The organism is Arthrobacter sp. SLBN-53 (genome assembly GCF_006715585.1).
Taxonomy (GTDB): Bacteria; Actinomycetota; Actinomycetes; order Mycobacteriales; family Mycobacteriaceae; genus Mycobacterium; species Mycobacterium neoaurum_A.
In genome coordinates, this window is record NZ_VFNN01000001.1 from 3,183,835 (window position 1) to 3,198,524 (window position 14,690).

Below are 14,690 nucleotides of genomic sequence, written 5' to 3' on the forward strand. Positions count from 1 at the left end.
CCCTTCGGGCACGATGGTTCGGCCCTTCGGGCACGATGGTTCGCACAGACCTCGTCGGGGCTGTAGAACCTCTCGGTGACTGGGCCACCGACACGGGCTCACCGGATATCTCGTGGGAGCCACGTACGCTTCGAACTGATGTTCGACGGTACTCCTTGATGTCGAGGTGCGCAAGAAGAATCTGTCGGCGGTGGACGGCCGCGGATGACTCAGGGGATCAACTGCACCTTCAGATGGTCCTCCGACCGTGCCATCGCCACCGCATATCCGGCGGCGGCATCGTCCAACGCCAAAGTGGTGGTGAAGATGCCGTCGACGTCGAGCCGGCCGGCCTGCAACAGCGGGATGAGTGCGGGCCAGGTCTGTTGCACCGGGGCGGTGGTCAGCCGGATCGTGAGGCTGCGGATCAGGCAGGCCAGCGCGGGCAGCGGGTAGGGCTGCAGATCGTGTACGCCCACGATCGACACCGTACCCCCGGTGCGGACGCTGTCGATGGCATCGCTGATGGTGGCGTCCGTGCCGACGGCGTCGATCACGGCATCGGCGCCCAGTCCGCCGGTGGCCTCCCGAATAGATTGCACAGCAGGAGAATCCACGGGAACCGCACCCCATGCGGCCGCGCGGTCGCGACGCGTCTGCACCGGATCGACCGCGTACACGGTGGCTGCGCCGAGGGTCAGTGCGCTGCGCAGCGCGCACATGCCGACCGCGCCGAGGCCGATCACTGCGACGGTGCCGCCGACCGGGATATCGGCGCGTAAGGCTGCCGCCCATCCGGTGGCCAGGTTGTCCGTCAGCAGCAAGGCCTGCTCGGTGCTGAGCCCCTCGGGCATCTTGAGTAACTGGAAGTCGGCCGCGGGCACCGCGAGCAAATCCGACTGTGCGCCGCCGAGCCCGCCGGATCCGAAGATCTGGGGACCGAGCACGCAGCGGATGGGGTCGCGGGTGGCGCAACCCGAGCATTGGCCGCACCCCGCCACCGAGGAGACCAACACCCGGTCGCCCACGTTGAAACCGGCTACCTGCGAGCCGGTTTCGACGATCGTCCCGATCGCCTCGTGGCCGAGCGCCACGGGGTCGGCGAGCGGGTAGTGGCCTTCCAGGAAGTGCAGGTCTGACCCACAGATCGCGGCCGCCTCGACGGCGATGATGGCACCGTCGGCGCCGGGCAGGAGTGGGTCGGGACGGTTCTGGACGCTGACGGTGCCTCCGGCGTCGACCACCACTGAACGCATGCTCATTCCTCCCGGAAGTCCGACCAGACGGGTTCACGCACGGCAGCGTGATAGGTGCTCAGCCGCCAGGGGCTGACGGTGTGGATCTCACCGTCGTCGTTCTTGAAGTACGAGTGTGTGATCGACGGATGTGCCCAGACGGTCTTGCGGATCTCGTCCTGGGATCGCCGGTGCCATTCGGCGGTCGGCTCCGGAAGCGGTTCGATGGACCGGAGCTTCGCGGTGATCAGGTGCTCCAGGCAGTGGTTGATATAGCGCATCTGCAACTCGGAGTTCAGGATCAGACTGCCGCCGTGCGCCAGGTGGGCGCCAGGTCCGTAGGTCATGAAGAAGTTGGGGAAGCCCGGCACGGTGATACTGCGGTAGGCATGCGGCCTGGTGCCCCACACCTCGTGCAGGTCGAGGCCGTCGCGTCCGGTGACGGTGACCGGGAACAGGACATCGGTCGCGCGGAATCCGGTGGCGTAGACGATGATATCGGCGTCATGAGCGATGCCGTCGGCGGTGATCACGCCCGTCTCGGTGATGCGCTCGATGGGGGTGCGGATGAGCTCGACGTTGTCGCGTTTGAGGGTGCTCAGCCAGCTGCCGTTGTCCTGCAGTGTGCGCTTGCCGGTGGCGGGGTAGTCGGGCAGCACCTTGGCCAGCAGGTCGGGATCGTCGCCGACCTGTGTGGTGATCCAGTCGGTGAACATGATTCGCGCAATGGCATTGATCTCGCTGACCGCATTGGCCTGGTCGTCGTAGTCGGGGTCGACCAGCGCGGCGTCCAACCCCTTGTCCGCACCTGGCCACAGCAGCAGGAAGCGATACCAGCGGCCGTAAAACGGCAGGTGCTCCATGGCCCAGCGGACGCCATCGGCCACGGGCTCGTGGTACATGGGATTGGGGAACATCCACTGTGCGGTCCGCTGAAAGACGGTGAGATGTGTGACCTTGTCGGCGATCGCGGGGGCTATCTGAAACCCGCTGGCCCCGGCACCGATCAGGGCAACACGCTTTCCGGTGACATCGACGCTGTGGTCCCAGGCGGCGGAATGGAAGGACGGGCCGGCAAAGGTGTCGGCGCCAGGGAAGTCAGGGATCTTGGGGCGGTTGAGTTGTCCGACGGCGGTGATGACGGCGTTGCCGCTGAATCGCCGGCCGTCGCCGGTGGTGACGTTCCAGCGATCACCATCCCAACTCATCCCTGCGACCTCGGAGTCGAAACGGATGTGCGCGCCGAGTTCGTGGCGGTCCACCACATCGGCGAAGTACTGCCGCAGTTCCGGCTGCTCGGCGAAGAAGTGCTCCCAGTGATTGCTGGGTTCGAAGCTGTAACAGTAGAAGTGGTTGGCGACGTCGACGCGGGCGCCGGGATAGCTGTTCTCCCACCAGGTTCCACCCGGCCCGCTGTTCTTCTCCAGGATGGTGAACCCGATGCCGGCCTGCTTGAGCCGGATGCCGGCCAGGATGCCGGACTCACCGCAGCCGATGACGATGACGTGGAAGTCGTCGGTGTCCACGAGTGGGCGCGGTCGCCGCGGGTCGATCGCGTCGAGATCGAGCTCCTCGAGTACCAGTGGCAGGTTGTCCTCGCCGACGTGCTCGCAGGCGGCCCAATCGAGCATCTCTCGGATCAATTCCGGTGAAAGCGGTTCGGGGACCGGGCAACCGGCGTCGCGATAGGCGGTGATGACGGGGAGGGCCTCGGTGCGGGCACGGGCCTTGTCCTCCTCGGACATGAAACCCTGGACCTCGTTGAGGAAGAGTCCGGCCTGTTTGTAGTCGCGGATGAAACGCGGGTCGCCGGTGATGTGAACCAGTGACAGCAGCAGGGTCGGAATGCTGACCTGCTCCAATGCCGCGGCGATATCGGCGTCGGAGGTATCGAACGGTCGGCCGGCGTGGAAGCTACGCGTCACAGGTGGTTACGCTACGGCGGGTTGCGGAATGAGGCAAGGGTGTGGGTGCACGCCCGGTTGCTATACCTCCGCTACATCCAACGGGCAATCCACGATGGCCCGTTCGACGACTTCTCGTAGCGTCCCGGCGGCGGGGACGTCCAGCCAGTACTGAACGGCAGTGTGGATGGCGGCGATGACGGTCGCGGCAGCCAGCCGTGGAGCCAGATCGACGTGCGGGTCGGTCCCGGTCCGGTCACCGATCTCGGCGGCGATGACCCGCTCGACCTCGATATCGGACTTGCGTTCCTCGGCGAACAACGACGGCTCGGATCGGATGAGGCGAGACCGGGCCATCCAGGTGCGATCCGGCTCATCGGTGAACAGCGCGGCCGCGGCGGCGCGCAGTGCCTCGGAAAGTGGCTCGTCGGCAGGGCGAGCATGCAGTGTCGCGCGGAAGACATCAGCGCGGATCGCGGCGACGCCGACGATCGCGGCCTCCTTGCTGGGGAAGTAGTTGTTGAATGTCCGCGGTGAGACTCCGGCCGCGGACGCGATCTGGTCGATGCGAACCCCTGCGACACCGTGCTCGACCGCAAGGTCGAGAGCTATCGCGCTGAGACGGGCTCGCATCTCCCGTTTCTTGCGCTCGCGCAGTCCCTCGTGACGTGCACGGGATGCCGCATCGGTACCCACCACCTGCGTCCCCCTCTTCACCTGATCGGTCGAGAATAATAGTCGGCCAAGGTGCTCGCACCGTGCGACGATCGTCGCCCGAGCATTCGGGGGATCGGACTGGCCAGCAGGATGTTTCGAGCCGCGATGCCGAGCCTGCTCCGCGGGACCGTGATGTAGGTGAACAAGTGGGCCTGCTTGGCGGCCACCAGCGGCCGCTGGGCGTTCTCGTATCGGTGGAAGGCGTCCTGCGGTGAATCGTGGCGGCTCAGCTCACCGGCGAGGCGATAGGCGCCGGTGAGCGCGAGAAGTGCGCCGGCCCCCGACGCCGGTGATGCGCAGTACGCGGCATCGCCGACCAGTGCGGTACGTCCGGCCGACCACGACGGCATCGAAATCTGGTCCAGCGCATCGAAGTAGAAGTCTCCGGCGGCGTCGGCCGCATCGAGAAGCGCCGGAACGTGCCATCCCGAATCGGCGAAGGCAGCGCGGACGAGGCGGCGCTGAGCGTCGATATCACGATAGTCGTAGCTCAACGGTGCGCGGCTGTGGAAGGTGAAGGTCATCAGCCCTGGACCGGTATTGTCGCGGTACAGAGCCACCGATCTTCCGGGTTCGTTGTAGAAGGTCGTCCAAAAGGGCTCGCCCACAGTGGAATCGATGCTCGCCACGGCATAGTAATGCTGCTTGAACACGCGGAAGTCTTCCTCGGGACCGAAGGTGGCCCGTCGAATCTTCGAGTGGATTCCGTCGGCACCGACCACCGCGTCGAATCGCCGCCCAGGTGTGCGGGCGAAAGTGACGTCCACTCCGGCGTCGTCCTGGTTCAGCTCGGTGGCGGTATCGCCGAAGATGTATTCGACGTCGGATTCGGTGGCGGCGTAGAGCAGCTGCGCGAGGTCGCCGCGGGTGATCTCGATATCTTCGGAGCCGACCATGTTCTCGACCTCGGCGGTCGGGAAGCGGACGCGTTGCCGGTCGGATCGATCGACGAACCGCATTCCGCGGTTCACCATGGCGCGATCCCGCACGTCGGCGGTGAGGCCCATGCGATCGATCACGGTCAGCGCCTCGGAGCGAATGTCGACTCCGTTACCGCCACGTCGGAGTTCGGGTGACTGCTCGACGATGGTGACCTCGAAACCGGCACGGGTCAGCCAGAAGGCGGTGGCGGGACCGGCAATGCTGGCGCCGGCGATCAGGACGCGCGGTGTTGTCATGCCTCCATCCTGCCCAAATATTGCGGATCACGCAAAATTGCGCAAAACGCAAAACGCTACCGCCTCGTCAGGTGAGCGCCTCGACCAGGATGAACACGCCGACGGCGGCGATCGCCGCTCCGGATCCCACCCGGAGACTGCGTTGCGCGCGTGGATTGGTGATCCGCGTGAAAATGCGTGCCGCGACAAGGGCCAACGCGGTGAGGTAGAGAAATGCCACTGCCGCGTCGATGACGCCCAACGCCAGGATCGAGCCGACCGTGAGGTCGGGCGCGTACTGCGGGGCCAGCAGCAGAAAGAACAGTCCCACCTTGGGATTCAGTAGACACGAAACAAGTCCCTTGGTGAAGCTGGCCACTCCGATGCGCACCCGAGTGTCGGAGTCATCGACCAGCTCGCCGGTGTCGAACACCTCGCGAATGCCGAGATAGACCAGGTAGGCCCCGCCGACGAAGTGCAGCACATCGACCAGCCCCGGGTGGGCGCCCAGCAGGCGCGCCAACCCCACCGCGACGGCGCCGGCCCACAGCAGTGAACCCACCGCCGATCCCGCCGCGACGAACACGCCCTCGCGTGGCCGATTCAAGGCGAGTCGCAGTACCAGCAGGGAATCCGGGCCCGGTGAGATGGACAGCAAGAGACACAGCCCCGCGAAACTCAGCGCGGTCTCGATCGTCACGGGCTAGCTGCCCGGTACCGCACCCGGTGCTTCCGTGCGGGCGCGGACAACTCGTCGGATCACCGCGGAACCGCACTCGGTGTGCCGGGGCGCGAGGTCGACGATGCCACTCATGGTTGCCTCTCCATAGGAGTTCTCGGTGGCCACATGAGTATCACGCCGGTGCGCCGGGCCGCACCTGATTTCCGTTCGCCGGATCACTGGCGCGACGCCTCGGCTTCCGGCCGGCGGTGCGCACCGTTCACCAGGCCGTCGCCGACGGACTGCTGTGACACCTACCGGCCGGTCGCCGCGACAACGTCAGTCTCTGATCTCGTTGTCCTCATAAACGATTCGTCCGATCAGCTCGTATCGACGAGGATCGCGCAGCTTGAAGTAGGTGGCCAGCGCAGCACCGAACACGAACAGGCCGATGACGATCCACGGTGTCAACGTGAACAACAGCGTGCCGGAAGCGGTGCCTGCGGCGGTGTCCTTGTGCTGCCACAGCAGATACACCACATAGAGCATGCCGATGCCGCCGAGCCCCGGAGCGACCAACGTCTTGAACCAGTGCTTGGACACCGGATGGTTCTTGCGGATGTGGAAGTAACTGATCACCGAGAACGCACACAGCGATTGGACGATCAGGATGGCCATCGTGCCGAGGATCGCCAACAGGGTGTACATGTGCACGTACGGGTCCATGCCGGCGAACAGGAAGGACAGGATGATCACCAGGGTGATACCGCTCTGCACGAAGGACGCGATGTGGGGTGACCCGTGAGTGGGGTGGGTCGAACCGATGGTCTTCTGCAGACGAGACGACAGGCCCTCGCGTCCCAACGCGTACAGGTACCGCGATGCGCAGTTGTGGAAGGCCATACCGCAGGCAAATGACCCCGACACCAGGAGAACGTTGAAGACCATGATCGCCCATTCACCGTAGGTGCTGCGGACGGGCCCGAAGAAGATCTCCGAGGCGGTGTCGGCGTTCTGGGCGAGTTCGATCGCTCGGTCGGGCCCGGTTCCTGCGATTGCCATCCACGACACGAAGACGTAGAACGCGCCAACACCGAGCACGCTGATCATCGTGGCACGCGGGATGATCCGCTTGGGGTCGCGCGATTCCTCGCCGTACATGGCGGTCGATTCGAATCCGACCCACGACCAGAATGCGAAGAACAGGCCGAGTCCGGCACTCGCGCCGGCGATTCCGGCGGCAGGGCTGAACGCGCCGAGTGGATTGAGGGTCTCTGCCACCGCGAAGCCCTGTGGTCCACCACCACGGAAGAGCACCGCGACCGCACCCAGCGCCAGCATGACGATCTCGGTGACGAGGAAGACCCCGAGCACCTTCGCGGTGAGGTTCACGTCGAAGTAGGTCAGTATCGCGTTCGCCGTGAGCATGAGCAGTGCCGGAATGATCCAGTGCACGTGCACACCGAGCTGGGATAGCAGCATGTTCTGCGCGAAGAAAGAGAAGATGCCGATCAGCGATGCCTCGAACACCACGTAGGCCATCGTGATGAGCCCGCCGCTGGCCATCCCGACCACGCGGCCCAGGCCGTGGGAGATGTACCCATAGAACGCGCCGGTCGTGGTGATGTGTTTGGCCATCGTCGCGTAGCCGATGGCGAACAGGCCGAGGACGACGGTCGCGACGATGTAGCCGGCGGGCGCGTGTGAACCATTTCCGGAGCCCACTGCGATGGGCACGTTACCCACCATTGCGGTGATGGGCGCCGCCGTGGCGACGGCCATGAAGATCACGCCCACCGTGCCCACGGCATTGCGTTTGAGCCGCTGGACGTCGTGAACTGGTGTTTCTCCAGCAGGTAAAGAGTCTGTGGACATCTATAGCGCACCTTCCACGCTGAGGGTTAGGAGCTGGTGTGGCGCAGGCCACATGCAAGCCAGTCGATATTGGCACTACCAATTGAGCTTGGCAATACCCAGAACGAAACCATTGACTTAATTGGTCTACTCGTTTTAGGGTGGGCGGCGTCACAGCTATCCCGTGGCAGTAGAGGAGTCGCATGTACGACTACGGCACGTTCTCGTTCGAATCCAAGGAACAGGTCCTGGAGCAGGCGACGGCCTTCTGGAACCCCGACAAGACGCAGTTCTGGACGGATTCCGGCGTTGATCTGGTGATCGACCGCCGGGAGGGCTACTTCCTGTGGGACATGGGCGGTCGCCGTTTGATCGATATGCACCTCAACGGCGGAACCTATAATCTCGGCCATCGTAATCCCGAAGTGATGCAGGCCATTTCGGACGGTATGGCGCATTTCGACGTGGGAAACCACCACTTCCCGTCGGTCGCCAGGACTGCACTCGCCCAGCGCCTCGTGCAGACGGCACCGGCGTCGATCAAGAAGGTGGCCTTCGGGTCGGGCGGTGGTGAAGCGATCGATATCGCGCTCAAGAGCGCACGGCATGGCACCCAGCGGCGCAAGATCGTCTCGGTTATCAAGGCCTATCACGGGCATACCGGGCTGGCGGTGGCCACCGGCGACGATCGCTTCGCCAAACTGTTCCTCGCCGACCGGCCCGACGAGTTCCTCCAAGTGCCGTTCGGTGACATCGACGCGATCGAACGAGCCCTTGCCCCAGGTGATGTGGCGGCGGTGATCATGGAGACCATTCCCGCGACCTACGGCTTCCCGCTCCCCCCAGTGGGCTACCTCGAAGCGGTGAAGGCCGCCACCGAACGGTACGGAACGCTCTATATCGCCGACGAGGTGCAGACGGGGCTGATGCGTACCGGTGAACTGTGGGCGATCACCAAGCACGGTATCGAGCCAGACATCATCGTGACCGGGAAGGGGTTGTCCGGCGGAATGTATCCGATCACCGCGGCCCTGCTCGGGGAACGTGCCGCGCAATGGCTGGATCAGGATGGCTTCGGGCATATTTCGACCTTCGGCGGCGCCGAACTGGGCTGTGTGGCCGCCATCAAGACCCTGGAGATCTGTACCCGGCCCGAGGTGCGGTCGATGGTCCACTACATCTCGGATCTGTTCGATCACGGCCTGCGACGCATCCAGGCCGACCATCCCGACTGGCTCATCGGGATCCGCCAGAACGGCGTGGTCATCGGCTTGGAGTTCGACCATCCCGAGGGCGCCAAGTACGTCATGCGCGAGCTCTATGACAACGGCGTGTGGGCGATCTTCTCGACACTGGATCCCCGTGTGCTGCAGTTCAAACCGGGTCTACTGCTGTCCCGCGAACTGTGTGAGGACGTCCTGGACCGCCTCGATGTCGCGGTGGGCCGGGCCAAGACAGCTGCCACCGGAAGAAGGGCATCATGAATACCGCACAGTCCGGCCACCTGCTCGAACGTGCCCGCTGGGCAGCCGCGGCCTACGCCGGCTACGATGCGGCCACGGTTTCGGCGATCGTCAACGCGGTGGCCGAGGCCGGATACCGGGAAGCCGAACGACTCGCTGCGGATGCCGTCTCCGAGACCGGTATGGGCGTGGTCGCCGACAAGGTGATCAAGAACCGAGCCTGTTCGCGGGGCATCGTCGATCACTACCGCGGCCGGGACTTCGTCTCACCGCGCGTCGACAACGACCGCAAGATCGTCGAGTTGCCACGCCCGGCCGGTGTGGTGCTGGCACTGACGCCCACGACGAATCCGGTTGCCACCGTGTACTTCAAGACCATTCTGGCGTTGATGACCCGCAACGCCATCGTCATCGCCCCGCATCCGCGGGCCAAACGATGCTCGGCGGATGCCGCACTGATGCTGGCCGCGGCGGCGGAGGCCGCCGGAGCCCCCGACGGCATCATCCAGGTCATCGACGAACCGACCATCCCGTTGGCCGAGGCATTGATGGCCGACGAACGTGCCGATGTCATCGTGGCCACCGGTGGTTCGGCGGTGGTCCGCGCCGCGTACTCCTCCGGCAATCCTGCGCTCGGGGTAGGGCCCGGTAACGTCCCGGTGCTCGTCGATGCGAGCGCCGATATCGCCGCGGCGGCTCGACGGATCGTGGACAGCAAGGCCTTCGACAACTCGGTGCTGTGTACCAATGAGTCCGTCCTCATCGCCGAGGCGGGCATCGCGGACAAGCTCCAATCGGCATTGTCTAGGGCGGGTGCCTACGTCCTCGACGAGGATGGCGCACGTCGCCTGCGTGCCTACATGTTTCCCGGTGGACACCTCAACACCGACGTGGTCGGGCGCGACGCCGCATGGATCGCCGGCCAGGCCGGACTGCGGGTCACGCCGAAGACGCGGGTACTGGTTGCTCCGTTCGGCCAGGTGATCTCGGAGGAGGTGTTGGCCCACGAGAAGTTGTCCCCGGTACTCGGAATGACCACCGTCGCCGATGCGAATCGCGGTATCCGGGCGGCGCGTGCGGTGGTGCGGATCGCCGGTGCCGGCCATTCGGCTGCCATCCACAGCGAGAACCCCTCCGTGATAACCGAATTCGCCACGCAGGTACCGGTCCTGCGGGTGTCGGTCAACGTGGGCAACTCCACCGGGAGCTCGGGCTTGGAGACCAACCTGGCACCGTCGATGACCATCGGTACCGGTTTCGTGGGTCGCAGCTCCATCGGGGAGAACCTGCAACCGGACAATCTGGTCAACTGGACACGGATCGCCTACAACTCCGACGCGGCCGTCCGAATGGCCGAGTTCGGCGGTATCCAGCCGTGGCGTGCGCCGAGCGGCAGTGTTCCTGCCTACCCGCGAGCCTCCAACGATCGCGGTGATGGCGCCCCACCGGTGCAGGCAAGGCGCATGCCGCAGGCCCGTTCGTCCGATCCGAATCTCGATGTCCTGCGCGCCGAGCTGCGCGCACTGGTCGTCGAGGAACTCGCTCAACTGATCAAGAGGTGACCTTGTGGCCGAACTACGTTCCTTCATCTTCATCGACCGGCTCCAACCCCAGACGATGTCCTATCTCGGGACCTGGATCAAGGGTGCACTGCCCCGGGCTGATCAGGCTGCCCAGATCATCGAGGTCGCTCCCGGCCTCGACATCGAAGGTGTCACCGATGTCGCGCTCAAGCACGCCGAGGTCAAGGCCGGAATCCTGGTGGTGGAACGGCAGTTCGGCTACCTGGAGTTCCACGGTGAGACCGGTGCGGTGAAGGCCGCGGCAGATGCCGCGCTGGACTCCCTCGGCGGTGACGGTGGGGCGGCCGTGCGCCCGACGATCCTGGCATCCCGCATCATCTCCAGCATCGATCACCAGCACGCATTCCTGATCAATCGCAACAAGATCGGCTCCATGATGTTGGCCGGAGAGTCGCTGTTCGTCCTGGAGGTGCAACCGGCCTCCTATGCGATCCTGGCCACCAACGAGGCAGAGAAGGCTGCCGACATCAAGGTCGTCGATTTCCGGATGATCGGTGCCACCGGCCGGGTGTATCTGGCAGGCGCCGAAGCCGATGTCCGCCAGGCCGCCGACGCGGCCCGACAGGCCCTGGCGCAGCCATGAGTGTCGACCGTGATGAATTGCGCGCCATGGTCCGGGAGGTGGTGCGCGACGCCGTCGCAAGCCTGAAGACACCGGAACCGGGTCCGCCCGCACCGACCGCGGTGGCCCCCGCGCCACCGGCTTCGGTGGCCGAAGCGATGGGTGTGCAACCCACCGGCCCGCGTGCGTCCGACGGTAAGAACCGCACCGAGACGGTGCGGCTGTCCGACGATGCGGAACTCGACGGATTCGTGCGAAAGCTGCTGCGGTTGTTCGAGAATCCGAAGAACCGCGCGGACCTCAAGGCCGGCCGGCTCCGCTTCCGGCTCGCGTCGAAGACAACCGGTTCGGCATCGGCCGGCCCGGTGCACCGCGTGGACAGCGGAGCGGTCACCGAACGCTATCTGGCGGATCTGGCAGGCGGGACGCTGATCCTCGGCCGCCGCGCGGTGCTGACACCGCTGGCCAGGGAGAAGGCGCGCAGCCTGGGCATCACCATCACCAAGGAGCGGACATGATCACAGCAACTGTCACCGGCAATGTCTGGTCGACACGGCACGTGGCGGGCATTCCGCCGGGCGCCTTCCTGGAGGTGCAGATCGACGGCACGGAATCCCGGTTGGTCGCCTTCGACGTCCTGGGTACCGGCGTCGGAGAGCGTGTGCTCATCGCGCAGGGATCGGTGGCCTCTGGGTGGTTCACCGGCTCGCCACCACCGGTCGATGCGCTCATCATCGGTTCCATAGACGCAACACCCAACAAATAAGGAGAAGTCATGTCCAGCAATGCAATCGGCCTCATCGAAACCAAGGGATACGTCGCCGCACTGGCAGCTGCCGATGCGATGGTCAAGGCGGCCAACGTCACCATCACCGACCGCAAGGAGGTCGGTGACGGGCTGGTGGCGGTGATCGTGACCGGTGAGGTCGGAGCCGTCAAGGCAGCCACCGAGGCCGGTGCCGAAACCGCATCGCAGGTCGGTGAACTGGTGAGCGTCCACGTCATCCCGCGTCCGCACAATGAACTGGGCGCCCACTTCGCGGTGTCCAGCAAGTAGCCATGTCGGGCTCCATCCACACCCAGATACGGGTCTACCTCCTGGTCGAGGATCTGCAACGGCAGTTCGCGGCGTATCTCGGGACTCCGACCCGGGCGCGCGGTTATCCGCCGTACGCGGGTGAACACGCCCTCATCGTGGAGGTGTCGCCGGCGCTGGCGATCGAGCGGGTCATCGACCTGGCACTGCGGGAGGTGCCCGGTATTTCTCCGGGAATCCTCTACGTGGAGCGCCAATTCGGTGTCCTCGAGATCCACTCGGCCGACCTGGAAGAGGTACGCCGGGCAGGTGCGGCGATCCTGGCGGGTACCGGGAACAAGGCCGAGGATCAGTTGCGGCCACGGGTGCTCTATCACGACATCATCGCCGATATCACCGATCAGCACGCTGTCATCCTGAACCGCAATCGGCAGGCGTCGATGATCCTGCCGGGTGAGTCGTTGCTGGTGTATGAGATGACGCCGGCGTTGTTCGCCGCTGTCGCTGCGAACGAGGCCGAGCGAGCGGCACCGGGATTGACGATCGTCGATGTCCAGATGATCGGTGCGGCCGGGCGGCTGTATATCGGCGGCAGCGACGAAGACGTCACCGTCGCCAGGGACCGGATCACCGAGGTGTTGGCGGGTATCGAAGGTCGGGAGCACTGATGACGACGAACATGGAAAGGAGGCGATATTCGTGGCAGCGGTGATCACCGACGATGTTGATCTCGCCAGACGTGCGCTCGGCCATTACGAGGTCTCGGCGGATGCCGACCTGCGGCTGCTCAATCTCTCGGAGAACGCCACGTATCTGGTGACCGATCGTGGCGAACAGTCCATCCTGCGGGTACACCGACAGAATTATCATCGGGCCCACGAGATCGAATCGGAGCTCGACTGGCTCTCGGCGTTGAGCGCCGACAGCGATGTGACGGTTCCTCGCGTCCTGCCCGCCCTCGACGGTCGGCGGGTGGTCACGGTCGACGCGGCCGGCGCGGATCGGCACGTCGTCCGATTCGAGATGGTCGCCGGTGCCGAACCCGATGAAACAGCGTTGACCAGCAACGATTTTCAGTCGCTGGGCCGGATCACCGCCGCGCTGCACGATCATGCCCAACGTTGGCAACGGCCCGCAGGCTTCCAGCGCTTCTCCTGGGACTGGGAGCACAGTCTGGGCGACCGCGGCCGCTGGGGACGTTGGCAGGATGTCGCAGGCGTGGGGGAGGGCGAACTGCACCTCCTCGGCCGCGCGGAGAAGCTGCTGAAGGACAGGCTGCATGCCTACGGCACCGACCCGAATCGCTTCGGGCTGGTGCATGCCGACCTGCGGCTGGCGAACCTGTTGGTCGACCCGGCAACCGAACGGACCACGGTCATCGACTTCGACGACTGCGGATTCGGTTGGTATCTCTACGATTTTGGTACAGCGGTGTCCTTCATCGAGGACGACCCGGCCTTGCCCGAGTGGCAGGAATCCTGGGTAGCGGGCTACCGGAGCCGCCGTGAACTGGGGGCCGCAGACGAGAACATGCTGGCCTCGTTCGTGTTCTTGCGACGGCTGCTGCTCGTCGCGTGGATGGGCTCGCACAGCCATTCCAAGGAATCGGCGACCAAGGCCATCAGCTATGTCGAGGGTAGCTGCGGATTGGCCGAACGTTATCTCTCGTCCAGCGGGCACAATCTCTGACACACAGTGAGGACAACGATGTTTCATTCACTAGCAGGTCGCACCGCGATCGTGACCGGTGGTAGCAGAGGAATCGGCCGCGGGATCGCCGAGGTCTTCGCCATCGCCGGTGTCAACGTCATCATCACCGGGCGCAATCAGGAGGATCTGGATCGCGCGGTGGCGGCATCAGCCGGTGCTACCGGCGCGATCAGCGCGGTACGCGCCGATGTCGCGGATCCAGAGCAGGCGCAGCGGGTGGTCGATGCAGCCATCGAACGCCATGGTGGTCTCGACATCGTCTGTGCAAATGCCGGCATCTTCCCGTCCGGCCGGCTCGAAGAACTGACCCCCGACGATATCGACCAGGTGCTCGCGGTCAACTTCAAGGGCACGGTGTTCATGGTCCAGGCCGCGCTGGGCGCACTGACCGCCAGCGGGCATGGACGGGTCATCGTGACCTCGTCCATCACCGGTCCTGTCACGGGCTACCCGGGATGGTCGCACTACGGCGCCAGCAAGGCTGCCCAACTGGGATTTCTGCGCACTGCGGCAATCGAATTGGCGCCCCGGAAGATCACCATCAATGCGGTCCTTCCCGGGAACATCACCACCGAGGGGCTGGCGGACATGGGCGAAGATTACATCGACCAGATGACCTCGGCCGTGCCCATCGGCAGGTTGGGTTCGGTTGCCGATATCGGGAATGCGGCACTGTTCTTCGCCACCGATGAGGCGGGGTTCGTCACCGGGCAGTCGCTGGTCGTGGATGGCGGTCAGATCCTGCCGGAGTCGCACATGGCCATCGCGGAAATGACCGCGCCCGCCTCCGGTTAGAATTGGATGTACCAATCACACGGATGCAGGGGGA

15 protein-coding genes are annotated in these 14,690 nt (G+C 65.0%); 9 read left to right on the plus strand and 6 right to left on the minus strand.

Features of this window, described 5'->3' with window-relative positions; genetic code table 11:
• Positions 1 to 209: 209 nt before the first annotated feature.
• From FBY28_RS15200 to FBY28_RS15225, 6 genes are all read right to left on the minus strand, one after another.
• Positions 210 to 1,235, minus strand: coding sequence for an alcohol dehydrogenase catalytic domain-containing protein (locus tag FBY28_RS15200; protein WP_141868081.1), 1,026 nt, complete (start codon positions 1,233 to 1,235; stop codon positions 210 to 212).
• A gap of 2 nt (positions 1,236 to 1,237) precedes the next feature.
• Positions 1,238 to 3,139, minus strand: coding sequence for a flavin-containing monooxygenase (locus FBY28_RS15205; protein ID WP_141868083.1), 1,902 nt, complete (start codon positions 3,137 to 3,139; stop codon positions 1,238 to 1,240).
• A 60-nt stretch (positions 3,140 to 3,199) separates the two neighbouring features.
• Positions 3,200 to 3,835, minus strand: a complete 636-nt coding sequence (locus tag FBY28_RS15210) for an acyl-CoA-like ligand-binding transcription factor (protein WP_141868085.1) — start codon at positions 3,833 to 3,835, stop codon at positions 3,200 to 3,202.
• Positions 3,832 to 5,013 (minus strand): FAD-dependent monooxygenase, encoded by a 1,182-nt coding sequence (locus FBY28_RS15215; RefSeq protein WP_141868087.1) that lies wholly within the window; start codon positions 5,011 to 5,013, stop codon positions 3,832 to 3,834. Before FBY28_RS15215 ends, FBY28_RS15210 begins: the two co-directional genes overlap by 4 nt.
• A 67-nt stretch (positions 5,014 to 5,080) precedes the next feature.
• Positions 5,081 to 5,692 (minus strand): LysE family translocator, encoded by a 612-nt coding sequence (locus FBY28_RS15220; protein ID WP_141868089.1) that lies wholly within the window; start codon positions 5,690 to 5,692, stop codon positions 5,081 to 5,083.
• Positions 5,693 to 5,992: 300 nt separating this feature from the next.
• On the minus strand, positions 5,993 to 7,528 hold the full coding sequence (locus tag FBY28_RS15225) for an APC family permease (protein ID WP_141868091.1): 1,536 nt from the start codon (positions 7,526 to 7,528) through the stop codon (positions 5,993 to 5,995).
• 182 nt (positions 7,529 to 7,710) lie between these two features.
• Here FBY28_RS15225 and FBY28_RS15230 point away from each other — a divergent pair, with 182 nt between their 5' ends.
• Genes FBY28_RS15230 through fabG form a run of 9 tightly spaced genes read left to right on the plus strand, consistent with a single transcriptional unit; the run spans position 7,711 to position 14,656 of the window.
• The gene (locus FBY28_RS15230) at positions 7,711 to 8,991 is read left to right on the plus strand and encodes a class-III pyridoxal-phosphate-dependent aminotransferase (RefSeq protein WP_141868093.1); all 1,281 of its coding nucleotides are present in this window, start codon (positions 7,711 to 7,713) and stop codon (positions 8,989 to 8,991) included.
• Positions 8,988 to 10,532, plus strand: coding sequence for an aldehyde dehydrogenase family protein (locus tag FBY28_RS15235; protein ID WP_141868094.1), 1,545 nt, complete (start codon positions 8,988 to 8,990; stop codon positions 10,530 to 10,532). The genes FBY28_RS15230 and FBY28_RS15235 overlap by 4 nt, the downstream gene beginning before the upstream one ends.
• Before the next feature lie 4 nt (positions 10,533 to 10,536).
• On the plus strand, positions 10,537 to 11,136 hold the full coding sequence (locus tag FBY28_RS15240) for a BMC domain-containing protein (RefSeq protein WP_141868096.1): 600 nt from the start codon (positions 10,537 to 10,539) through the stop codon (positions 11,134 to 11,136).
• A complete protein-coding gene (locus tag FBY28_RS15245) occupies positions 11,133 to 11,633 on the plus strand; it encodes a hypothetical protein (protein WP_141868098.1) in 501 nt (166 codons plus the stop codon). The genes FBY28_RS15240 and FBY28_RS15245 overlap by 4 nt, the downstream gene beginning before the upstream one ends.
• Positions 11,630 to 11,881, plus strand: coding sequence for a EutN/CcmL family microcompartment protein (locus tag FBY28_RS15250; RefSeq protein ID WP_141868100.1), 252 nt, complete (start codon positions 11,630 to 11,632; stop codon positions 11,879 to 11,881). The genes FBY28_RS15245 and FBY28_RS15250 overlap by 4 nt, the downstream gene beginning before the upstream one ends.
• A 9-nt stretch (positions 11,882 to 11,890) precedes the next feature.
• The gene (locus tag FBY28_RS15255; RefSeq protein ID WP_019511670.1) at positions 11,891 to 12,172 is read left to right on the plus strand and encodes a BMC domain-containing protein; all 282 of its coding nucleotides are present in this window, start codon (positions 11,891 to 11,893) and stop codon (positions 12,170 to 12,172) included.
• 2 nt (positions 12,173 to 12,174) lie between these two features.
• On the plus strand, positions 12,175 to 12,819 hold the full coding sequence (locus FBY28_RS15260; RefSeq protein WP_019511669.1) for a microcompartment protein: 645 nt from the start codon (positions 12,175 to 12,177) through the stop codon (positions 12,817 to 12,819).
• A 31-nt stretch (positions 12,820 to 12,850) separates the two neighbouring features.
• Complete coding sequence (locus tag FBY28_RS15265; protein WP_141868103.1) at positions 12,851 to 13,840, plus strand: phosphotransferase enzyme family protein; 990 nt, start codon at positions 12,851 to 12,853, stop codon at positions 13,838 to 13,840.
• Positions 13,841 to 13,858: 18 nt separating this feature from the next.
• Complete coding sequence (gene fabG, locus FBY28_RS15270; RefSeq protein WP_141868105.1) at positions 13,859 to 14,656, plus strand: 3-oxoacyl-ACP reductase FabG; 798 nt, start codon at positions 13,859 to 13,861, stop codon at positions 14,654 to 14,656.
• Positions 14,657 to 14,690 lie beyond the last annotated feature (34 nt).